The 21,830-nt window shown below is 72.7% G+C and carries 20 protein-coding genes and 1 pseudogene; 11 read left to right on the top strand and 10 right to left on the bottom strand.

Features of this window, described 5'->3' with window-relative positions:
- Nucleotides 1–275: 275 nt before the first annotated feature.
- A complete protein-coding gene (locus ACH4B3_RS26820; RefSeq protein ID WP_398466920.1) occupies nt 276–677 on the bottom strand; it encodes a RidA family protein in 402 nt (133 codons plus the stop codon).
- 98 nt (nt 678–775) lie between these two features.
- On the opposite strand from ACH4B3_RS26820, the gene ACH4B3_RS26815 reads away from it, so the two are divergent.
- Nucleotides 776–1,750 (top strand): helix-turn-helix transcriptional regulator, encoded by a 975-nt coding sequence (locus ACH4B3_RS26815; protein WP_398466918.1) that lies wholly within the window; start codon nt 776–778, stop codon nt 1,748–1,750.
- Between the two features lie 82 nt (nt 1,751–1,832).
- On the opposite strand, the gene ACH4B3_RS26810 is transcribed toward ACH4B3_RS26815, so the two are convergent.
- Nucleotides 1,833–2,282: a hypothetical protein gene (locus ACH4B3_RS26810; protein ID WP_398466916.1), complete on the bottom strand. Its 450-nt coding sequence runs from the start codon at nt 2,280–2,282 to the stop codon at nt 1,833–1,835.
- Between the two features lie 152 nt (nt 2,283–2,434).
- A complete protein-coding gene (locus ACH4B3_RS26805; RefSeq protein ID WP_398466914.1) occupies nt 2,435–3,349 on the bottom strand; it encodes an MBL fold metallo-hydrolase in 915 nt (304 codons plus the stop codon).
- 100 nt (nt 3,350–3,449) lie between these two features.
- Here ACH4B3_RS26805 and ACH4B3_RS26800 point away from each other — a divergent pair, with 100 nt between their 5' ends.
- From ACH4B3_RS26800 to ACH4B3_RS26780, 5 genes and pseudogenes are all read left to right on the top strand, one after another.
- Nucleotides 3,450–4,397 (top strand): AraC family transcriptional regulator, encoded by a 948-nt coding sequence (locus tag ACH4B3_RS26800; protein ID WP_398466912.1) that lies wholly within the window; start codon nt 3,450–3,452, stop codon nt 4,395–4,397.
- A gap of 337 nt (nt 4,398–4,734) precedes the next feature.
- Nucleotides 4,735–4,908, top strand: coding sequence for a hypothetical protein (locus ACH4B3_RS26795; protein WP_398466910.1), 174 nt, complete (start codon nt 4,735–4,737; stop codon nt 4,906–4,908).
- Nucleotides 4,909–6,386: 1,478 nt separating this feature from the next.
- A complete protein-coding gene (locus ACH4B3_RS26790; RefSeq protein WP_398466909.1) occupies nt 6,387–8,111 on the top strand; it encodes an EamA family transporter in 1,725 nt (574 codons plus the stop codon).
- 37 nt (nt 8,112–8,148) lie between these two features.
- The gene (locus ACH4B3_RS26785; RefSeq protein WP_398466907.1) at nt 8,149–9,300 is read left to right on the top strand and encodes a cysteine desulfurase family protein; all 1,152 of its coding nucleotides are present in this window, start codon (nt 8,149–8,151) and stop codon (nt 9,298–9,300) included.
- A 269-nt stretch (nt 9,301–9,569) separates the two neighbouring features.
- Nucleotides 9,570–9,785 (top strand): annotated as a pseudogene (locus ACH4B3_RS26780) (IS5/IS1182 family transposase); the annotation flags it as partial.
- Between the two features lie 394 nt (nt 9,786–10,179).
- Here the strand turns inward: ACH4B3_RS26780 and ACH4B3_RS26775 are convergent.
- From ACH4B3_RS26775 to ACH4B3_RS26745, 7 genes are all read right to left on the bottom strand, one after another.
- Entirely contained in the window at nt 10,180–10,779 is a 600-nt protein-coding gene (locus ACH4B3_RS26775) for a transcriptional regulator (protein WP_398466905.1), read from the bottom strand.
- Complete coding sequence (locus tag ACH4B3_RS26770; RefSeq protein WP_398466903.1) at nt 10,776–11,846, bottom strand: PEP/pyruvate-binding domain-containing protein; 1,071 nt, start codon at nt 11,844–11,846, stop codon at nt 10,776–10,778. Before ACH4B3_RS26770 ends, ACH4B3_RS26775 begins: the two co-directional genes overlap by 4 nt.
- A gap of 3 nt (nt 11,847–11,849) precedes the next feature.
- Nucleotides 11,850–12,251: a DNA-binding protein gene (locus tag ACH4B3_RS26765; RefSeq protein ID WP_398466901.1), complete on the bottom strand. Its 402-nt coding sequence runs from the start codon at nt 12,249–12,251 to the stop codon at nt 11,850–11,852.
- 97 nt (nt 12,252–12,348) lie between these two features.
- On the bottom strand, nt 12,349–13,524 hold the full coding sequence (locus ACH4B3_RS26760; RefSeq protein ID WP_398466899.1) for an ABC transporter permease: 1,176 nt from the start codon (nt 13,522–13,524) through the stop codon (nt 12,349–12,351).
- A 158-nt stretch (nt 13,525–13,682) separates the two neighbouring features.
- The gene (locus ACH4B3_RS26755; protein WP_398466897.1) at nt 13,683–14,453 is read right to left on the bottom strand and encodes an ABC transporter ATP-binding protein; all 771 of its coding nucleotides are present in this window, start codon (nt 14,451–14,453) and stop codon (nt 13,683–13,685) included.
- A complete protein-coding gene (locus ACH4B3_RS26750) occupies nt 14,450–15,511 on the bottom strand; it encodes a peptidoglycan-binding protein (protein ID WP_398466895.1) in 1,062 nt (353 codons plus the stop codon). Before ACH4B3_RS26750 ends, ACH4B3_RS26755 begins: the two co-directional genes overlap by 4 nt.
- 146 nt (nt 15,512–15,657) lie before the next feature.
- Nucleotides 15,658–16,191, bottom strand: coding sequence for a hypothetical protein (locus tag ACH4B3_RS26745; protein ID WP_398466893.1), 534 nt, complete (start codon nt 16,189–16,191; stop codon nt 15,658–15,660).
- Nucleotides 16,192–16,463: 272 nt separating this feature from the next.
- Between ACH4B3_RS26745 and ACH4B3_RS26740 the strand changes: the two genes are divergently transcribed.
- From ACH4B3_RS26740 to ACH4B3_RS26720, 5 genes are all read left to right on the top strand, one after another.
- Nucleotides 16,464–17,120, top strand: coding sequence for a response regulator transcription factor (locus ACH4B3_RS26740; RefSeq protein WP_398466892.1), 657 nt, complete (start codon nt 16,464–16,466; stop codon nt 17,118–17,120).
- On the top strand, nt 17,117–18,559 hold the full coding sequence (locus ACH4B3_RS26735) for a sensor histidine kinase (protein ID WP_398466890.1): 1,443 nt from the start codon (nt 17,117–17,119) through the stop codon (nt 18,557–18,559). The genes ACH4B3_RS26740 and ACH4B3_RS26735 overlap by 4 nt, the downstream gene beginning before the upstream one ends.
- A 676-nt stretch (nt 18,560–19,235) precedes the next feature.
- A complete protein-coding gene (locus ACH4B3_RS26730) occupies nt 19,236–19,943 on the top strand; it encodes a helix-turn-helix transcriptional regulator (protein ID WP_398466888.1) in 708 nt (235 codons plus the stop codon).
- A gap of 32 nt (nt 19,944–19,975) precedes the next feature.
- On the top strand, nt 19,976–20,530 hold the full coding sequence (locus ACH4B3_RS26725) for a DUF3291 domain-containing protein (RefSeq protein ID WP_398466886.1): 555 nt from the start codon (nt 19,976–19,978) through the stop codon (nt 20,528–20,530).
- 311 nt (nt 20,531–20,841) lie between these two features.
- Nucleotides 20,842–21,459, top strand: a complete 618-nt coding sequence (locus tag ACH4B3_RS26720) for an SUKH-4 family immunity protein (RefSeq protein ID WP_398466884.1) — start codon at nt 20,842–20,844, stop codon at nt 21,457–21,459.
- Nucleotides 21,460–21,830 lie beyond the last annotated feature (371 nt).

The following is a 21,830-nucleotide window of genomic DNA, read 5'->3' as shown; positions in this document are numbered from 1 at the left end:
CGCCTGCGGGACGAGAAGGATGGTGTGCCCGTGGCGAGATGCCGAAAGTGTGGTGGCCACAAGCGCCGGTGGCCCCGCGCTTGCGCCCGATGCCGGTCGGAGGAGGACCGGGTGGACGCCGCCGCAGATGCCGGCGAACTCGCCGGGGAGCTGGGCCTGTTCCAGCTGATCGGACGAGGCATCATGGTGGTCGCGCGGTCCCTGGTCCGCATCGTCGACTGATCCGAACCGCCACCCGGGCCGTGCCGGACGGCCCGGGGGCGGACGGCGGCGCGTCAGGGCCGGACGGCGAGGGCCTCGACTTCGAACAGCACGTCCGGCGCAGCCAGGCTCGCGACACCGATGAGGGTCTGCGTGGGCGGTTCGGTGCCCCAGCACTCCTGCACGGCCCCGGCGATCGGCCCCAGCTTGCTGACGTCATGGTTCACGACATAGGTCCTGAGCTGGACGACGTGGCCGAGGTCGAGCCCATGGGCGGCGAGAGCGACGCCGATGTTGTGGAACGTCTGCTTCACCTGCTCGGTGAAGTCGGTCGAGACGACGGCGCCGTCCGGGCCCGAACCGTACTGACCCGCGACGAGCACCAGTTCCGAACCTGCGGGAACGGTGGCGGTGTGGCTGTAGCCGAACGGGACCGGGTCGTGCAAACCATCCGGATTGACAATGGCGTGTGCCATGCGGGTCACCTCTCACGTGCGATGGGTCTGTGTGGTGCGGGTAAAGCCTCGCAACGCATCACGACATCCTGTGTCATGTATTCCCGTAGGGTTGTCGTATGCGCGCCGATCGGTTGGTATCGCTGGTCCTGCTGCTGCGGCAGCACGGGCGGCTGTCCGCGACCGTGCTTGCCCGCGAGCTGGAGGTGTCCACCCGCACCGTGCTGCGCGACATCGAGGCGCTGTCCGCAGCCGGCGTCCCGGTCTACGCCGAACGCGGTCGGCACGGCGGATTCGCGTTGCTGCCCGGTTTCCGGACCGAACTCACCGGACTGAACCACGACGAGGCCCTGGCCCTGCTGGTCGCCGGATCGCGGCGCGGCGCACAGGCATTCGGTCTCGGCTCGGCGCTCGCTTCGGCCATGCTCAAGGTGGTCGACGCGCTGCCCGAGGGTTATCGGACCACCGCTGCCGGAGCGGCGCAGCGACTGCTCATCGACCCGGAGACCGACCTCCTGGCGCGCCGCGTGGTCGCCGAGGAGGTGCCCGACGCCGTGATGGCCGAGATCCGGCGCGCGGTGCTCGCCGGACACAAGCTGCGCATCCGCTACGCGGCTGTGGACCAGACCGCGAAGTGGCGCACGGTGGACCCGATCGGCCTGGTCACCGTGCGCGACCAGGGCTACTTGCTGGCCAGCAGGTCCGGCGCGGACCGCACCTACCGGCTGTCCCGGGTGTCGGCCGCGGAGGAACTCGACGAACCGGCCCAGCGGCCGGACCGGGTCGATCTGGACCGGGCCTGGCAGGAGCGCAGCACCCGGTTCCGGACCGGCGGCGACCAGGTCGCCGTGCTGGTACGACTGGACCCGGCACGGCGGGAGGACCTGGTGGGCACCGCGCTGGCCGTCCGCGCCGAAGAGGCCGACGCGGACGGCTGGCTGCGGCTGGAGGTGACCTTCCAGGACCGGAGGCACGCCGAATGGGCACTGTGGCAGCTCGCCACGAGCGCGGAGGCCCTGGCCCCGCAGTGGTTGCGCGACTCCCTGCGCGACCGCGCCGCCGCGATCGCCACCCGCTACGGAGTGTCTTCCTGAGCTTGTTCTTCATCCTCCGGCTTCGAACGAGGCCCCGAAGACGATGGCCCGGACGGGCGATCGTCGGACATGAGGAACAAGCTCAGCGAGCTGTGAGTGCCTCGTCAGCCAGGCCCAGGTGCCGTCGGAAGGCGTCGCGCCCCTGGTCCGTCAGCCGCACGACGCGGGAGCCGTCGGCCGGCACGAGCCAGGACTCCTGAACCGCATGGTGGAATACGGCCGCGGCGACCGCGCCCGCCAGATGCGAACGCCGCTCCGTCCAGTCCAGGCACGTGCGTACGTGTGGTGCCGTTTGCTGGGTGATGCCCGTGTCCGTGAGCCATGCGGCGCCCGGGGGAGTAAGGACCGGGCCGAACTCCCAGTCCAGGAATCCCTGTTCGGTCATCGCGTCGGTGATCGCCACGGACAAGGAGCCGCCGAGATGGTCGTAGCAGATGCGGGCGAAGGCCACGGCACGGTGCTGGCGGGCGGCAACGAGCGAGCGGACCGGGACGAGCTGCTGCGGTGCCCGGGCGGCAAGGGCTTCGATCATCTCGGCGATGGCGGGTCCGCCAGGCGCACATAGCGGTGCCGGCCCTTGAACCGGATCAGCATGAAGGCCGTGGGGATGAGTCTGCTGCATGACGATGCTCAGCGGGAGCAGTTCAGCCGCGCGGAGGGCCGTCCGCCGCCGGCAACCGGACTCTACTGGGTTCCGTGGGCCGCCCACCGCCCGAGAGCGAATCCAGGACCCTCCTGCCGGACCTCCACGGCGCCCGACCCACCGAAGTGCGCCGGGACGACCAGCTCCCGTTCGGCGGCGGCCCTTTCGAGGATCCGGCGGCGGCTGGTCACCGCTCGCTCCGGATCGAGGCAGAAGCAGCTGTTGCAGGAAGGGTGGAGAATCTGCACCGGACTGTGCAGCAGATCCCCGACGAACACCGCCCGGTCGCTACCGGACGCGAGCCGGAGCACGGACGAGCCGGGGGTGTGGCCCGGCGCGGACTCCAGGGTGAGGTGCCGGTCGATGCGGTGGAAGCCGTCCCACAGCACGGCCTGGCCGGCACGGTGGATCGGCGCGATGCTGTCCTCGTGGATCAGCCGGTCCTCCTCGCGCAGGCCGTTGCCGTACGCGTTGTCCGGGCCGAAGTGGAAGTCGTCGGCCGCCGGGATGAGGTACTGGGCATGGGGAAACGTCGGCACCCATTCCCCCTCGGCGTCCATGGTGTTCCAGCCGACGTGATCGCCGTGGACATGGGTGTTGACCACCACGTCGACATCCTGCGGGCGGACGCCGGCCCGCGCCAGTAGGCCGAGGAAGTCACCCTGCCAGTGGTGGAAGTGCGGCGAACTCGGCCGCTCTCGCCCGTTGCCCACCCCGGTGTCGATCAGGACCGTCCGTCCGCCGCTGCGCAGGACCCAGCTCTGCAGCGCGACCACCGCCGTGTCGCCGTCCGGCTCCCAGTGGTCCGGTGCGAGCCATTCCTCGTTGTCCTTCCACACCTCGGCGGACGATTCCGGGACGAGGCCGCGGGCGGGTGCGAACGCCCCCTGCCACTCGGTGACCCTGATGACCTCGACATCACCCAGCACGATGCGCTGCACGTTCTCGCTCTTCATGTCATCGACCCTAGAAAGGACGCATGAGCTTCTCAATGCTCATCAGGCTCATTCGCATACGCATCGCTCTCACTTCTGAGCCCATTGATACTCTGCCTCGATGGACGTGGTGAGCGACGCGATCTCGACGGTGCGCCTCGGGCGGCCCTCCTCCGATCGCGTCCGGGTGAGCGGGAGTTGGTCCACCCGGCTCGCCCCCTATGGCGGCGCGGGCTTCCACGTCGTGCTGGAGGGCGGGTGCTGGCTGCTGCCCGACGGCGGCGCTCCGGTCTCGCTGGGCTCGGGTGACGCGGTGCTGCTGCCTCACGGCACGGGACATGTGATCGCCGACTCTCCCCTCGACACGCTGGGCGTGGAGCGGGCGGTGCCGTTCGAGCACTGGGTGGACGGGAGGGGACCGCGACCGCCATCGACCGCCTCGGGGGAGGTGGAGATGCTGTGCGGCAAGTACCGGCTCGACCGCAGCCGTCTGCACCCGCTCATGGCGGAACTGCCCGCGGTCGTCCACCTGCCGAACCGGGTGGGCAGCCACCCTGAACTCCGCGCTGTCATCGAACTGCTCGGCCGCGAACTGGGTGGACAGCGGCCCGGCTCCGGTATCGCGGTCCCCGGCCTGCTTGACCTCTTCTTCGTCTACGTGCTCCGTTCCTGGATGGCCCAGGGCGAGGCCGGAGCCTGGTCGGCGGTGCTGGGCGACCCGGTGGCGGCCGCCGCCCTTCGGGTGCTGCACTCCGACCCGTCCGCCCCGTGGACCACCGGCCGCCTGGCCGCCGAGGTGGGCGTCTCCCGTCCCACCCTGGCCCGCCGGTTCAGCACCCTGGTGGGCCGCCCGCCGATGGCGTACCTCACCTGGTGGCGGCTGACCCTCGCCGCCACCCTCCTCCGCGACACCCCGGACCCTCTGGCCACCATCGCCCGCCAGGTCGGCTACGGCACCCCGTACGCCCTCTCGCACGCCTTCAGCCGGGAGTTCGGGACCAGCCCCGGGCGGTACCGAGCCGGGTCCGCGGAGCGAGCGTCGACCGAAGCCCCGCCCGTGGAGTCCTGAAGCGGGTCGGCGTGGTCAGGCCCGCGGCCGTGGGCGACCGCTGGAGTGACGCGCCCCCCGACACGCTGCTGTGCTGCCCGGCCGCAGCTTCGCCCTGGCCGACAGCGGGTTCGTCGGCCACAGTGCCGTGACCTGCCCTCGAAGTGCAGGTCACGGCGCTCGCGGAGAGGTGCGGTCGGCGCGGATCCGTGCGGCGGGAGCCCCTCGGAAGCCGGCCGGGCGGACGCCCGGCGACCGGCGGCCTCGGGCTCGGACCGCCGACCGGTGGTCCGCCGTACCGGTTTCCCGGCCCGGCCCGCGGGCAGGCGCACGGATGAGTCCCTACGAAAGGATCGATATGAGCGCCGGAGAGAAGGCCAAGGCCACAGGCGAGCAGCTGCTGGGCAAGGTGGTGCGCAAGGCGGCGCATGCGATGAACCACGAGACGACGGCGGCCAAGGGCGCCGCCCTGGAGACCCGGGGCAAGGCCCGGGCCGCCAAGGAGAAGTCCAAGGACGGCTTCAAGCGCTGACCGCTCCGCCCTCACCAGGGCAGACGAGGGCGGACGGCCGGGCCGAGCTCGGTCGCGCCCTCGGCAGCCGATCCGCGTCCTCGCCGGCGCCCGCCCCGCTACCGGGGATTCGGGCGGGGCGGGGACGCGGCTGTGCTGTGGGCCCCGGCAGCCCGGGGATCACCGGTGACCGCCGACGGCACCGAAGCGGAGCCGGCCGTGGACTACTCCGAGCGGCGCCGGTACCGCACAGCCAGGGCCGAAGCGCCCACCGATCCCGGCATTCTTCCGGCGGGCCATGGGACGAGCCCGGCGGCACCGCTTCGCAACCGGACGGAAGGCGGCCCGGCCCGGAAGACGGGCCGTGGACACACGAGGTCGTGATCTTCCGAGGCACGAGGGGCGGCCGTCGCGGCTGGGGTGCGCGCCACCGGACGCCGGAGGCGCCCCCCTCCTGATCTACGCCGACCGGCTACCGGCCCGCCCCGGCGCCGCGCCCTCCGCGCTCGCGCATCAGCGGCCCCTTCCGTTCGCCGCTGCCGTTGGCGTCGGTGCGCCGGTGCCCGGGACGAGCCCCTTTCCGGCTCGGAAACCCACCCTCGACGCCTGGCCACCCTCACCTGCCGGGCATGGTCCTAGCCGCTGCGCGTGGGCCGGACGGTCCGGTGTCACCGTGCCGTGCCCCGTGGCACAACCTCTGAGCGGTTTCGGCTCTCTCCTTCACTGGGCTCCCTCGGACAGGGGCCTTCCCGCGCGATCGAAAATAGTTGAAGTTGGCACTTCATTGGTTATTGCGGGATAGATCCGGTCATTGGCGCGGAGGATCTCGGCCGACTTCGGTTGGGTCGGACGTGGCGAGCTGTGGCTTCTTGTACACCGTGGTTCGAACACGTGGTTGATGAAAGGAGTGGGCAGTCCAATGAGACGTGCCATGTGCCGGCTTCGGGGAAAACCCGGCCGGCTACGAGTGGGGCCGGTAGTCGGGGCGCTGGTTCCGGTGGCCGCTCCGGAGGCGGAGGCCCGGGATGACCGGGGGACGCAGCCGGTGGCCAGGTACGCGTTACCGGTGGGGAAAACGGGGGCTGAGCCGTGCAGTGTCGAGAAGAGCGCCACCGTCATGCGGTCTCCCGCGAGGCGGAGGTGTCAGCCGAGGCCGGGGACCGGTCCCGGCGGGCGGTTCCACGGCCCCGTCGGTCCCGTCCGGGGAACCGCCTCCGCCGCCTGACGAAGCCGCCGACGTCGTCCGGGGGACCGGCGCCGGGACGTTCGTCGTCGCCACCTGTGCCGGCACCCTCCCCGACGCCGGGAGGACTGCCTCGACTTCGCCCGGCTCCCGGCCACCGTAGTATGCGCCCGGCCCGCGGCCACCCTCGTAGGGCGCGAGCAGTCCCGTCCGCCACCACCGACGGAGCAAGTGGTTCATGACCGAGGTCGCCACAGCCAGGAAGTCCTTACCGGGAGCCAGGGCGTTACGTGAGGCCAGGGCCAGCCCGACCGGTTTGTCAGGGCTCGTTCCGGCGCCGTTCATGCTGCTCGCCGGAATGGTGAGTCTCCAGTTCGGCTCGGCCTTCGCGAAGCAGCTCTTCGAACGCACCGGCCCGGCCGGCGCGACGCTGCTGCGCCTGCTGATCGCGGCCGCGCTGCTCTGCCTCTTCTTCCGCCCGGCGCCGCGCCTCCTGCGCTCCCACTGGCGGCTGCTGCTGCCGTACGGGGCGGTGCTCGCGGTGATGCAGCTGTCCTTCTACGAAGCGACCTCGCGGCTCTCACTCGGTGTCGTGGTCACGCTGGAGTACACCGGGCCGCTGCTCTTCGCCCTCATCGGTTCCCGCAGGGCACTGGACGTGCTCTGGGTCCTGCTCGCCGGCACCGGACTGGTCGTCCTGGGCGGCAGTCACGCGGGGGGCGACCCCGTCGGAGTGCTCGCGGCCCTCCTCACCGGTGTGGCGCTGACCGGGTACATCCTGCTGGGGTCGGCGGTCAGCCGGGCCACGTCAGGTGGTGCCGGGCTGGCGACGGGCATGGCGGTGGCATCCGTCGTGGCGCTGCCGGGCTCCTTCGCCCTCGGGCTGCCACCGGCGGGCGTGCTGCTCGAACCCGGGGTCCTGGCCGTGGCGTTCGCGGTCGCCGTACTGTCCACGGCGGTGCCGTTCTCGCTGGAGTTCGTCGCGCTGCGCCGGATGCCGCCCCGGGTGTTCGCCGTGCTCAGCACGCTGGAGCCGGTGATCGCGGTACTGGTGGGCCTTGTCGTGCTGGGCGAGGCGCTCTCCGTCCCGCAATGGGCGGCGGTGCTGTGCGTGGTGGTGGCCGCCGTCGCCGCGAACTGGGGAGCCGGGCCGGGGCGCCCGGCCCCGCACCACCAGAACCGAAGAAGCCTCCAGGAGAGAGCCGCCGCACCCCGGACGACTCATCGGCACCTCATCGAACACTCGCAGAAGAAGGGTTGTCCCATGCCGTCCACCCACCTGCCCGAGCGAACCGCGCGCGTCGCCGACGACGACCGCACAGGCCCGGTTCTTGACCACATCAGCCGTGCGCAGCGCTCCGCGACGCTCATCGCCGGAGGCTACTTCGAGACCGCCGGAGGCATCGGGGACTTCTCCCGCAACTCCTTCGCTCTCGCCCACGTGCTGGGCGCGTCCATCCGCTACCGCCATCGCGGCAACAAGGTGCTCTTCGACGTCATCCACAACGACCTCGGGATGGCCTGCGGCGCCGAAACCTGCTCGGTTGACACGGCGCCGGCGGCACCGGAGGCGTTCGACCTCACCCCGCTCACCGACGCCGCCGCCACCGCCGGGGTCACCTTCACCGTCACCCGCGAACGGACCCTGCGCAACCGGGCGGCCCGGTCGATGAAGGAGTGGCTCAAGGACCCCTCCGTGGAGCCGAGGTTCGTCCGGGACGGTGACGACATCTACTACCGCTCCCGCCAGTACGAGAAGGTCCTCGCCGGTGTGGTCAAGGACAACTACGTGGTGCCGCGCTGCCCGTTGATAGTCAACGAATACTTCGGCAGGTACTTCGCCCGGCTGCGCCAGTACTCCGACTGCGCACGCGCCTACGTCATCGACATCAACTCGTTCGCGGACAAGGAGAAGGTCACCAAGGGCGCCGAGATATACCTGCGGAACCACGCAGCGCCCACCGACGAGATCATTCTCGTCTTCGCAGACCCGTCGTGCACCAACGTGGTCGAGATGGCCTTGACCGCACGCGATTTCTGAGACCGCAAGCAGAACGATCGAAACAGGGGACCCTTCCATGCGCACCATCTATCTCGACCATCAGGCCACCACACCCATGGATCCCGCGGTCATGGCAGCCATGCAAACCGCCCATACGCAGTACTTCGCCAACCCCGCCAGCCCGCACGCCGCGGGAGTCCGCGCCTTCCGCGAGGTGGAGCGGGCCCGGAGCGCGGTCGCCCGGTTCGTCGGAGGGGCACGCAGCGAGATCTACTTCACCTCCGGGGCCACGGAGGCGAACAACATAGCGATCAAGGGATTAGCCGGACGATGTCCGGGCGGCCATATCGTGACCACGGCGATCGAACACAAATCGGTGCTCGACACCTGCGCGTACCTCCGCGAAGCGGGCTACTCGGTGACCGTCCTGCCCGTGGACGCGCAGGGGCGGGTCACTGCGGAGCAGGTAGCCGGCACCCTGCGAGACGACACCGTGCTGGTCTCCGTGATGCTGGCCAACAACGAGATCGGCACCATCCAGCCGATCGCGGAGATCGGCCGGGTGACCCGGCGGGCGGGCGTCCCGCTGCACTGCGACGCGACGCAGGGGGTCGGGTCGCTCGCCGTGGACGTGACCGAACTCGGCATCGACCTGCTGACACTCTCCGGGCACAAGATCTACGGACCCAAGGGCATCGGCGCCCTCTACATCTCCAACGAACTCACCGACATGGCACCGCTGGCACCGCTCGTGCACGGCGGCGGCCAGGAGCGCGGCCTGCGGGCGGGCACGCTCAACACGGCTGCCATCATCGGCCTCGGCGCGGCGGTCACCCGGGTCGAGGAGGTGCGGGAGCAGGAGGCGCGCCGCCTGGAGAGGCTCCGCGACACCTTCCTGGCCGAGCTGGCGGCCGGCTCGAAGGCGCCCTTCCGGCTGAACAGCGGCACCGGCCCGGGCTTCCTGCCCCACGCGCTGAACCTGTCCCTGGAGGGGGTCGACGCGCAGGAACTGCTGCTGCGCCTCGTCGACCTCGCCATCTCGACGGGCTCGGCCTGCAACAGCTCCGCGCAGGAGCCGTCGCACGTACTCCGGGCGATCGGACTGCCGCCGGAGCACATCAAGGGCAGCATCCGCCTGAGCTTCGGCCGCTTCACGGAGGAGTCCGACGCGATCGACGCGGCCCGGTACCTGGCTGCGGCGGCGCTGCCGGAACCGGCGATGGACTAGGCAGGACCGGGGGCCGGGCGGACCCGGCCCCCCGGGCTCCGTCTCCTCGGCAACGCCGGGTCCGGACGAGCATGGCGGCGAGGTGGCGTGCGGCCCGGCAGGCGATCAGGGGCGCGGGCACACTCCCACCGGAACCGACTCCGGCCGGTCTCCGGCACATCCGGTCCGGCCGTCTCCCCGACCCGTTCACCCGGCACCACGTGGACGAGTCCGGCCCCGCCGTTCACGCGGCGGGGCCGGAACGCCAGGATCCTCCCCAGCCTGCTATAGACGACAAGGCCTCCTCCAGCCGGGCGATCCGCCACCTGCTGCGACGTCGGGGCATCGCCACCACGGTCCCCGAACGCCGCGACCAGACGGCCGGCCGCCGACGGCGCGGAGCCCTCGGCGGCAGGCCCCCCACCTTCGACAAGGCCGTCTACCGCGACCGCAACGTGGTCGAACGGTGCTTCGCCCGCCTCAAGCAGTTCCGGGCAATCGCCACCATGCCCCAGCCGACCTCATCAGTCGGCAGCAGGGCTCCGCCCGCCCAGCCCGGGCAGCCACCTGCTGCCGCCACGAGATGGCTCGGCCGGCCTCCTAGGACCGGGGCCACCGCCCGCGAGAGAATCCGGAGTTCGTTCACCCACTCCTGAGCTGCGGTGGCGGGGAGGGGCGGTGGCGACCACGGAAACGCCAAGCGCCCCGTTACTCCAGCACCTGCGGCTCGTCGGGGCGAAGGTGGCCGGCGCCGCCGTGCACGGGCCGGTGGCGGCGGTGCCGATCCATCGGCGGGCAGCGGCGCTTGTTGTACGCGGCGATCTGGGGCGTCGTCCGTCGATGACGGGCCGGGCCCGGCATGCGCCCACTCGGCCGGGTCATTCTCGGTCGCGTGTCTGATCAGCGGGTCAGCTGCAGTGTAGCGATCAGGTCCTCGTGCAGTTCGAACCAGACCCGGTGGCACGAGTCCCGGTCCGTGCCCGTGATCCACTTCGGTTCGATGCTTGCCAGGTGCAACGCGGCGGTGAAGCGGTGGTGGTATCCGGCGAACCGGGGCAGGTGGGCTGTCAGGCGGGTTTCCAGCTGGGCCAGCGTGCGGGCGGGCTGCGTGAGCGCGTCGATCGTAGCGGTGAGGGTGACCGGCTGCGAGCCGATGGCCATCTCGGTGAGCTGCCAGGCCGTGCAGGCCGCGGCCACCAGGTCGTTGGTGGGCAGGAAGTCCCGGTAGACCTCCTCCACCGCGGTACGGGCGCCGGCGCTGTCGAGTTCGGCGGCCAGGAGCCGCTCTCCGTACCGTGTGCCGGCCTCGGTCAGGGACCATCCGCCCTCGCCGGCGAAGCTGGAGTGGTTTGCCCACCCGCGGGACTGCGCGTCCAGCAGGTGCTCGACGGTTTCGGCCTGGGAGAGTCCGGCCCGTTCGGCCAGGCGTGCGGCGGTGGCGTGGCCGAGTGTGCGCGTGGCGTGCAGGACCAGAAGGTCGCCTGGGGTGGTCCGGGTCATCGGTCTGTCCATTCGTCTGCGGCGGTGACGGTGCCGTGGGTGCCGTCCACGGTCACGGGCTGCCCATGGGTGAGTACAGTCATGGCGCCCTCGGCGGCGAGGACGGCGGGGATGGCGAACTCGCGGGCCACGATCGCGGCGTGAGCGAGCATGCCCCCGGTCTCGGTGACCACTGCGGCCGCGTGCGCCAGCAGCGGCGTCCAGACCGGCGAGGTGGTGCGGCAGACCAGCACGCCGCCGGGCGTGAACCGGTCGAAGTGGTCAGGGCCGGTGATCACCCGCGCTGGACCGGACGCGGTGCCGGGGCTGGCCGCGGTGCCGGCCACCAGCAGCTGCCCGGCCGGTGCCGCCGTTCGTGCCGCAGCTCGGGGGGCGGCGGTGATGGGGCGGGCCTGCAGCACCCAAACCCGGCCTTCGGCGACGGCCCACTCGATGTCCTGGGGGCAGCCGAACAGATCCTCGATCCGCCGGGCGACCTGAGCCAGATCGTGTGCCTGCCTGGCCGTGAGGGCGCCACCACCGTGAGGACCGGAGCTCGTCTCACCATCGAGGATCCAGCGCTGCGGTGTGACGACGCCGGCCACGAGCCTGTCGCCCAGCCCCGCGGTCGCCTCGATCACCACCTCGTCGACCCCGGTGACCGGATGCCGCGTGAACACCACCCCGGCGGCCTCGGCAGCGACCATTACCTGAACGATCACGCTCGGCTCCGACGCCAGGTGACCGGTCCGGGCTGCGTAGGCAGCCGCCTGCCCGCTACCGGCCGAGCCCGAAACCCGGCGCACCGCCTCGGCGACCTCGGTCGGGCTGGCGGCGTTGAGGGTGGTGTGCAGCTGGCCCGCGAACGACGCCGCTGACCCGTCTTCCCCCAGTGCGGAGGACCGCACGGCGAACGGCCCACGGCCCAGCGCCCGCAGGGCAGGAGCAAGCTCGCGCTCCCAGCCGCGGGCACAGGGGTCGGTGATCACGAAACCGTCCGGCACCGCGAAGCCTGCGCGCAGCAGACGAGCGAGGTTGGCGGCTTTGGTTCCGCATCGTGCGGATGCGTCGGACAGGGCGACGAACACGGGTCAGACCTTCTCGATCGGGCCGGTGACGCGGGCCTGCAGTCGGTTCAGGCGCTGCTGGGCCGCCTGCGGCGAGTCCAGGCCGAACGCGCCCGCGATCTGCGGCCACGTCATCCCCGCTCCCCTCGCTGCGAACAGCAGTCCCGCCTCGATCTGTTCGAGCTCGGAGCGTGCCGACGCCAGCAGCCGCAGGCCTGCCGCCAGCACCTGGGGCCCGGCGTCGGGTTCACGCGCAACCCAGGCGGCGTAGCGCACGAGCTCGGCGTCGGCGGCCGGACACCCCGGGGGCTGCCACGGCCTGCGCTCCAGCTCTGCCGCGCCGGCGTCGTACAGGACCTGACGGGCCCGGTCGAGATCGGCGGCGTTGTCCCGCTCGGTGCTGGCCATGTGCCCATTCCAGGGCATCAACATCATGTTGTCAACATGATGTTGATGCCCGTGGGGAGTGCCGCACGGCGTACTGCCGTGCGGCACCGTGGCGGTCATCGCCGCAGCGGAGGACCTAGGGGGCCGCCAGCGCCTCGGTGGGGGAGAGCCGGGAGGCGCGGACGGCCGGGTAGAGGCCGGCCAGGCCGCCGATGGCGAAGGTCGCGGCGACGCCACCGGCCACCGCCCACGGCGGGATGACCGTCGGCCAGCCCTGGTACATCGCGTAGCCGCCGGTCACCACGGCGCCCAGCAGCGCTCCGCCCACCCCGCCGAGGCCGGACAGCAGCAGCGACTCGGAGAGGAACTGCGTGCGGATCTGGCCGCGGGTGGCGCCCAGCGAGCGGCGCAGCCCGATTTCCGAGCGGCGCTCCAGGACCGAGATGACCATGGTGTTGGCCACCCCCACGCCGCCGACGAGCAGGGCGACGGCGCCCAGGCCCAGGAGCAGGCCGGTGAACGCCTCCCCGGCGGCCTGCTTGGCGGCGAGAGCGTCCGAGGGCCGGGACACCTGCACCTCGTTGGGCGCCTCCGGGTTGGCCGTGGCGCCCAGGACCGCCTGCACCGACTCCACCCGCGCGTCGGTGGCACGGGTGTAGATGGTGGTGGGGTGCCCGTCGAAGCCGAGCTCCGACCGGGCGGCGCCCCAGCCGACCAGCGCCGCGGTGTCCAGCTCGGAGGCGAGCGGGGCCGGCCGGAGGATGCCCACCACGGTGAACCAGCGCCCCCCGATCAGCACCTTGGTGTCGGGTCCCGCACGGCTGACACCGAGCCGCTCGGCAGCGGTGGCTCCCAGCACGGTGGCCGGATAACGGCCGGTGGCCGCGTTGAGCCAGGTGCCGCTGCTGAGCCGGCCGCCGATGGTGGAGTACAGGTCGACGCGGGCGGCGTACGTGCCGATGCCGCCGGTCTCCGCCTCGGGGATCCGGTCCGTGCGGTACACCTTGGCGTCCTTCAGACGCCCGGTGGCGGAGACCGCCGTCACCGGGTTGATCCGGTCGACCATCGCTTCCGCCGACAGCGGGAGCCGGGCCTCCTCACCGGTCATGGTCTGGCCCGCGGAGACGGTGAGCAGGTTGGTGCCGAGCGAGGCCAGGGTGCGGTCCAGGTCGGCCCGGGAGGAGGACGAGATGCCGACCACCCCGGCCATCGCAGCGATGCCGATGGCGATCCCGAGCGCGGAGAGGAAGGCACGCAGCGGGCGGGTGCGCAGGCCGACCGCCCCCACCTTGACCACGTCGCGGGGCCGCATACGGGCCGGGCGCAGGACGACGTCGCGCGAGCCGGCGGAGCGCGGTGCACGGGAGAGCCGTGCACGCCGTGTGTCGGAGCCCGGCACATCGCGACCCGGTGTGTCCGAGCCCGGTTCGGCGGAGCGCCGCGCGCCGGAGTGCGGTGCTTCGGTGCCGGTCACGGGCCCGCCTCCGCCGTGGTGGGAAGGGTCGAGGACGCCGGGGCGGATACGGCCGGCCGGCTCCGGGCCGGCCCGGATGCCACGCCCGGCGCACCCGGCACCCCCGGCGCGGAGTCGGTGACCACCCTCCCGTCGCGCATGCGCACCTGCCGGGGAAGGGACGCGGCGATCTCCCGGTCGTGGGTGATGACCACCACCGTGGTGCCGGCGGCGTGCAGTTCGCGCAGCAGCCGCATGACCCCCGCCCCGGAGCCGGAGTCGAGGGCACCGGTCGGCTCGTCGGCGAGGAGGAGGGCCGGCCGGCCCACGACCGCGCGGGCGATGGCCACCCGCTGCCGTTCACCTCCGGAGAGTTCGTGCGGCTCGTGGTGCACCCGGTGGCCCAGCCCGACCCGCAGCAGCGCCCGGGCGGCGCGTTCGCGCCGCTCGCGCTGCCGCAGCCCGGTGTACAGCAGCCCGTCGGCCACGTTGTCCAGCGCCGAGGTGCCGGCGGCGAGGTGGAACTGCTGGAAGACGAATCCGATATGGCGGGCACGCAGCGCGGAGAGCTGGTCCTCGGAGAGCGCGCCGACGTCATGCCCGTCGATGTGCACCAGGCCCGAGGTGGGGCGGTCCAGCGTGCCCAGCATGTTGAGCATGGTCGACTTCCCGGAGCCGGACGGCCCCACGATGGCGGTCAGTTCGCCGCGGGCGAGGGTCAGCGACACCCCGGCCAGGGCGGTGACCCCGCCCGCGTACTCCTTGGTGACGTCCGTCAGAGTGATCACTTCGGCATCCCCACGGTCGTCCCCTCGGCGATGCCCCTGCCGCTGATCTCCACCCGGCCGTCGGTGAACAGGCCCGTGGTGACGGGCACGTAGCGCGCCGTGGAACCCCTGACGACCTCCACGCCGAAGCCGCCTTCCTCGAGCGCCACCAGGGCGGCGACCGGCACGGTGAGCACGTTCTCGCGCTCGCCCGCGGTGAAGGAGACATCCACCGAGGCGAGTGCGTAGTCGTCCGCCGCCCGCTGTGCCTTCCGCCCTTCCATCGCGACGATCACCTCCACCTTGGTCGTCGCCTCCTCGCCCTCGCGGCCACCGCCCTCGATCACCGTGGTGACGCTGTCGACCCGGCCGGTGATCTCCTGGCCGTCGGGGAGCGTGATGCCGGCCCGCGCCCCCTCCTTCACCAGCCGCTGGTCGGCGGTATCGAGTTCCACGGTGACCGCCTTGGCGGTACCGGTGACGGCCAGCACGCCGTCACCGCCCCCGGTGCCGCCTCCGGTGGCATCCCCTTCGGAGGCGTCCAGGCTGTCGACGCGTACCGCGCCCGATGCGAACACCACCCGGCCCAGCTCGACCGTGCCGGTCTGCTGCAGCCCCCGGTCCTCCTGCCATTGCCGGACCGCGTCGGCGGTGGCGTCGGTGTACGTCTCGTCGACGGTGAAGCCGGTGTAGCCCAGCGCGCCGAGGTTCTCCTCCAGCTGCTCGACATCGGGCCCCTCGGTACCCGTCCGCATCGGGCGGTAGGCGGGCATCGAGCCGTACATCAGCACCACCGGGCGGTCGTCCACCTCGTACAGCGCCCTGCCGCGGGTGATCTCCCGGCCGGCGTCCGGCAGCCAGGTGAGCGTGCCCGGCACCCTGCCGGTCACGGACCTGGACGGACCGTATCCGAGGCGGCCGTCCGCACTCCGGGAGTCGGTGAGGGTCTCCCGGGTCACCTTGGCGGTGCCGGGCGGCAGCGTGCCGGCGGTCTCGCCTCCGGAGTCGCCGCCGCGCAGCCCGAGGGTGGCGGCCACGGCCCCGCCGGCCGTGAGCAGCAGGACGCCGGCGGCGGTCAACCTCCTTCCGCGCCGCACCCGGCGGCGGCCACGCCCACGGTCGTCCGGTGTCTTCGGGTCCTCGCCGGCCACCCGTTCCGGATGCCGGCCCGTTTCCGTCCCCGGGGGCGACGGTTCGGCTGCGGGGGCGGCGGACGGCTCGGTCATCACCGGCCCTCCGAGGGCGCCTGGCCGGCCGCCATGGTGTCCTGGCACTGCTCCTGGGCCGCATCGAAGTCCGGGTCCTCGCCGATGGCGCGGTCGATCCGGATGCCGCCGCCCTCGGGGTCGGGGAACTTCTCCACACCGTTCTCGCGCATGCACTGGGCGTACTCGCGCATCTTCCCCCCGTCCTTCGGCCCGCCGCCGCCGGGCGCCTGCGGCTGGTACTCGCGGCACGCCTCCATGGCCTTGTCCAGCGTCGCCTTGTCGACCCCGGCCTGGTCCGACCGGAGCAGCACGCCCTTGCCGGGCTCGGGATCCTCCATGGGGACGCCGTTCTTCCGCATGCAGGAGGCGTACTTCACGCCCATCTCGTGCATGCTCATCGACGGTCGGGAACCGGGCCGGCCGTCCTTGTCGCCGCCGGCCGAGGCCACGTCAGCGCTGTCGTCCGAGTCACCGCATCCGGTGAGCACCAGCGCCAGGGCGAGCGGCAGCGCCGCGAGCACGCCGCGCATGGGGGTGGGCCTTCTCCGCATTCCGATATCTCCTCGTGGTCATGGCCGACAGCCGCCCGCGCGGCGCCGGACCCGAGGTGTGATGGAAGACGAGGGGCCGTTTCCTCAGCGTTTCCCCACCCGGCGCCCTCCCCGCCTTCATGCCTTCCCGGCTCCGCAGCGCTGCCCGCGCGGCTGCCGTGCCGCGAACTGACGGAAAGGAAACAGCCGTTGCGCGACCATGGCTCCCGGCCGCGGCGGACACGCACGCTGCGCGCGGCCGATCGGCGGAGAGCGCGGAGGGAAGCGGACGGATGCGGGTGCTGGTGGTGGAGGACGAGCCGATGCTCGCCGACGCGATCGCGGAGTGGCTGCGGCAGGACGCCCATGCCGTCGACGTCGCCTACGACGGGGCGGCGGCGTCGGAGCGGGCCGGCGTCAACGACTACGACGTGGTGGTCCTGGACCGCGACCTGCCGGTGGTCCACGGCGACCAGGTGTGCCGGGAGCTGGTCGAACGCGGGTCTTCCGCCCGGGTGCTGATGCTGACGGCGGCGGCGGAGGTCACCGACCGGGTCACCGGGCTCGGCCTCGGCGCCGACGACTACCTCACCAAACCGTTCGCCTTCCCCGAACTCGCCGCGCGGGTCCTGGCGCTGGGCCGGCGGTGCCGCCCCGCGGCGCCACCGGTGCTGCGCCGGGCCGGCATCACCCTGGACCCGGCGCGCCGGGAGGTGTTCCGGGACGGGAGCTATGTGCCGCTGGCGAGAAAGGAGTTCGCCGTACTGGCCGAACTGCTCCGCGCCGACGGCGCCGCGGTCTCCGCGGAGCAGCTGCTGGAGAAGGCATGGGACGAGCACGCGGACCCCCTGACCGGCGCCGTCCGGCTCACCGTCCTCAAGCTGCGCCGCAAGCTCGGCGACCCGCCGGTGGTCGAGACCGTCCCGGGAGTGGGGTACCGCATCCGGTGAGGGAGACGTCGAAGCCGCGCCGCGTCACCCTGCGGGCCCGGCTGACCCTGATCTACGGCGGCATGTTCTTCGTCGCCGGGGTGGTTCTGCTCGGCGTCACCTACGCACTGTTCAGCGCGCAGGTGCACGGCTTGGGCACCGCCAAGGTCGTCCTCGGTGGCAAGCGCGGGCCCGACGCTCCGCCGTCCGGCTCCACCGCCACCACCGACCCGTCGCCGGAGCGCGGCGCTCCTCCACTCGCGCCGCCGCCCAAGGCGTTCGTCCGCACCGGCGACGGCGATGTGCTCACCGGGCCCGCGGCCGAGAAATGGATGCGGGACCAGCAGGGCAGGCTGCGAGACGCGGCCACCGCATCGCTGATCACCCAGGGCGGGATCGCCCTCACCGTGGTGGGCGGTGCCGCGGCCGGTCTCGGCTGGCTCATCGCCGGCCGGGTGCTCGCGCCGCTGCACCGGGTCACCGACACCGCGCGCCGCATCGCCGCGGCCCCGGCCGCCGGTCGGGGGCTGCACGAACGCATCTCGCTGAGCGGCCCGGACGACGAGGTCAAGGACCTGGCCGACACCTTCGACACCATGGTGGAACGGCTCGACCGGTCCTTCGACGGACAGCGCCGGTTCGTCGCCAACGCCTCGCACGAGCTGCGTACCCCGCTGACCCTGGGGCGCGCTCTGGTCGAGTTGGCCATGCACCGCAAGACCGCCTCCGAGGACGTCAGACAGCTGGGCGAGAGCCTGCTGCAGATCAACACCCGGCACGACCGGCTGATCACCGGTCTCCTGCTGCTGGCCACCTCGGAGAACGAGGTGACCGAACGCCGCCCGGTCGACATGGCCGATGTGCTCGGCCATGTGGTGGCGCAGACGGCCGCCGAGGCCGAGCGGGCGGCGATCACCGTGCACGAGGAGGCGGACGAGGCGATCAGCGCCGGCGACGCGCTGCTGCTGGAGCGCATGGTGGAGAACCTGGTGGAGAACGGCATCCGGCACAACACCGCCGGCGCCGACGAGGACCACAGGACCGGCGCGACCGGTGGAGACGGCGGAGCGGGCGCCGGCGGCTGGGTCCGGGTGGTCAGCCGTACCCGGGGCGACGGCCGCGCGGAGATCGAGGTGAGCAATACCGGGCCCGTGGTGCCGCCGTATGAGATCCCCTCGCTGTTCGAGCCGTTCCGCCGCCTCGGCACCGGTCCGCAGGGCCGCACGGGCGCGGTCGGCGCCCCGCGGGTGACCGGCAAGGGCGTCGGCCTCGGGCTGTCCATCGTTCGCTCCGTCGCCCACGCCCACGGCGGGGAGGTGGCAGCCCGCCCCCGCGACGGCGGCGGGCTGGTGGTGACCGTCACCCTGCCCGGGCGCCCGGCCGGCCCGCTCCGGGACCGGCCGGGCCGACCATCACCGGTCCCGACCTCCCAGGAAGGACCTCCCAGGAGGCGGCGGTGATCTTCGCCATCCCGCCCCGGGACCGCGACGTGTCGGTCACGGCGGAGGCGGCGCCCCGTGGGGCGCCGAGGACGGCGAAGCCGCCGAAACCGCGCGTCCGTCGGACCGAAGTCCGACGCCCCGTCGCGTCGCGTCGCCTTGGCCGCCGCCGCGTCGCGGTCCGGCACGGTGAAGCACCCCGGCGCTGTGAGGCCGGCTCATGGGGCCCGGCCGTGGAGCATCGGTGAAAACCCGTTGGCGGACGACGGCGGCACTGCTACCGAGTGAGGCCGGGCCGTCAGGCCGGCCGCGGACGGTAGGCGGTGCCGGCCAGGATGCCGCTCCTCGAGGACGGGCCCGGTCCCTCCTCGATGGCGGCGGCCGGCGGCTCCGCACCGCCCCGACCACGGCGATACCGTCCCAAGGCGGCCGGGTGCTCGAATCCGGCGGGCACACCGGGCGAGCGCGGCGTCCTACAGCCTCTGCGCGCGGGGCGGGCGGCGGGGGAGTCTGACGTTGGTGAGGACCTGCGGTCCGTTGTGATCGGGTTACCCGACCACAACCGCGGTGTGGTGACCGGGCGGTTCGGCCGGCTGGGTCCGGTGCGGCCGACCGGCCGGGTTCCGCCTCGGGGCGCCCCGGTCGGCGCCGGGTCTCCGCTTCTATCTCCTATCCGCGTTGTTCCTACAATGGCCTGGTGGAGGACATCAACGCGATCGCGGTGTTGCAGGATCCGGTGCGGCGCCGTCTGTACGAGTACGTGGCATCGCAGGGCCGTGAGGTCGGCCGTAACGAGGCCGCCGAGGCCGTCGGGGTGGCGCGCACGCTGGCTGCGCACCATCTGGACAAGCTGACCGATGCCGGGCTGCTGGAGAGCGGCAGTCGCCGTCTGACCGGCCGCTCCGGGCCGGGGGCGGGCCGTCCCGCCAAGGTGTACACGCGGGTGCGGGTCGAGCGGTCGGTGTCGCTGCCCGCCCGCGACTACCGCACCGCCGCCGAACTGCTCGCCGAGGCCGCCGAGCAGGCCGGGCTGGACGCCGGGCTGTGTGCGGCCGCTCGCCGCCGGGGCGAGGCCCTGCGCGGCTCGGCGGCGCCCTGCGGCGGTCTCGAGGAAGCCATGGAGATGCTGGCGGCTCGCGGCTACGAACCGCATCGGGAAGACGCCGAGGGGGGCCAGGACGGTGGAGGTGTCGAGGGGGCGGCCGGGACGGCCGCTCGGGTGGTCCGTATGCGCAACTGCCCCTTCCATGCCGTCGCCGAACGCTTCCCGCCGCTCGTCTGCGGCATGAATCTCGCGCTGCTGGAGGGGCTGCTCGGTACGGACGGTCCCGTTCGCGCTCGCATGGACGCACGGCCGGGGGAGTGCTGCGTCGTGGTCGAGGATTCTAAAACAAACCAGCATTGACATAGAAAAGTGGGCCGTGCTGAGATGAGGTCATGACCGCATCCGCGCACGCCGCCCACCTCGCCGAGCTCAACGTCGCCACCCTCCGCTACCCCCTCGACGACCCGCGCATGGCGCCGTTCGTCGACATGCTCGACCCGGTCAACGCCGCCGCCGACGGCGCGCCCGGCTTCGTGTGGCGGCTCGTGGAGGACGGCGAGGCCGATGCCACCGGCATGCGTCCGGCAGGAGAAGACGTCATCGTCAACCTGTCGGTGTGGGAGACCCAGGAGGCTCTGTGGGACTTCACCTACCGCACCGGGCACCTGGAGGTGATGCGCCGGCGCCGCGATTGGTTCGCGCGGCACGTCGAGTCGCACCTGGTGCTCTGGTGGGTCCCCGCCGGTCACCTCCCGACCGTCGGCGAAGCCCTGGAGCGGCTGACGTTCCTGCGGGCGCACGGGCCGTCCCCGTACGCGTTCACCTTCGCCTCCTCCTGCACCGCGGCCGAGGCCGCCGGGCACCTGCCGGCCGTGCCGCCGGCGCAGCCGGACCAGGCCGCCGGCAGCGCCCGGCCGACGCCGGCCGGGGACGCGGCGGCGGTGTAGGGCGGGACGCCGGCCCGGCAGGGTGACGCCACCGCTCTCCCCGATCGCCATGAGCGACGCGCCCGGCCGGCTCGGTGTCGTCTCTCCCCCACCCGGCCCGCGCGGAAGTCTCGCCGCCACCGCCGGTCGACCGCGCGCCGAACGCCTCTCGTTCGACGCCCGGTACGAGGACGTGGGAAGCTGCGATCGAAGCGGCGTCCTGGCGAAATCGCGGTCGCCGAAAGCGCCTCGATCCGCAACGCGCTGCCGTGGTGACCGTCCACCGGGAATCCCACGGCGCCCGTGCCGCCCCCGAGCTCGGAGACCTGCCAGTGCTTTTCGACGTCACCCGCGGAGAGCTCGTCGACATCTTCGGCGAGGACCGGCTCGTGACCCTGCCCGCCACCGCCTTCCCGCCCTTCGCCGCGGACACCGAGGGCGCCCGCCTCCTGCAGACCGTCGGCGCCCCCACCGGGACGCTCCGGCTGCGTGTGCCCGACGAGGACTCCGGCCGGCTGCCCCTCGTCCGGGATGTCGTCCACGTCGAGGACTTCGAGGACGCCTCCGAGGACGCGAGCGCATGGCCTGTCATCGGCTGGCTGCTCAACGCCCACCTCGCCCTCGACCCGGGATCGGGCACGGTGTACGCCTTCGACGCGGACGAGGAGACCGTGCGGGGACTCCACGCGGACGTCTCCTCCCTCCTCCGGGTCGCCCTCCGGTTCCAGCGCCTGCTGGAGGAGTTCACCTTCAGTGGCGACGGCGGCGACGAGGAAGCCGACTTCGAGCGGCTGGACCGCGATGTCGAGCGCATCCGCCGGGAGACGAGCAGCATCGACCCGCTTCCCTTCCAGGACGACGAGACGGTCTGGTCGGTGGTCGGCGAGGAGATCGCGGCGGGTCAGCGTTTCACGGGAGACAGCCCGGGAGCCCGCTCGCTCCACGGGTGATCGCCCGCCGATGCCATGACCGGGATCGCGTCGGGACAGGTGCTCGGTGTTCACCGAGGTGGCGATGCCGGGCCGATCTCGTAGGCGGTGATGACGGGTTGGGCCCGGTCGCGGGCTTCGAGTTCGGTCAGTAGCCGCGCTGTGTGGTCGTCCGGCACCCCCACGCGCTGCCCCGGGGCGCGTGGGAACGAGTGGTCCAGGTGGACGCCCCCTTCGCATCGGCCCGCTGGCCGGCAACCGTCAGCGGATCCTGGATCGTGTACGCGGCCTGGCCGCCGGCCGCCGGGGTCGTCGCGGTGGTCGCCGTCCGCCGGCGCGATCCGTGAGCCCGCCCGGCCGGGCCGGCAAGCGGCACGCCGGAGGGTGGTGAC

Source organism: Streptomyces sp. NPDC018031 (assembly GCF_044327625.1).
Classification (GTDB): Bacteria; Actinomycetota; Actinomycetes; order Streptomycetales; family Streptomycetaceae; genus Streptomyces.
This window is presented reverse-complemented; position numbering and strand designations above follow the sequence as displayed.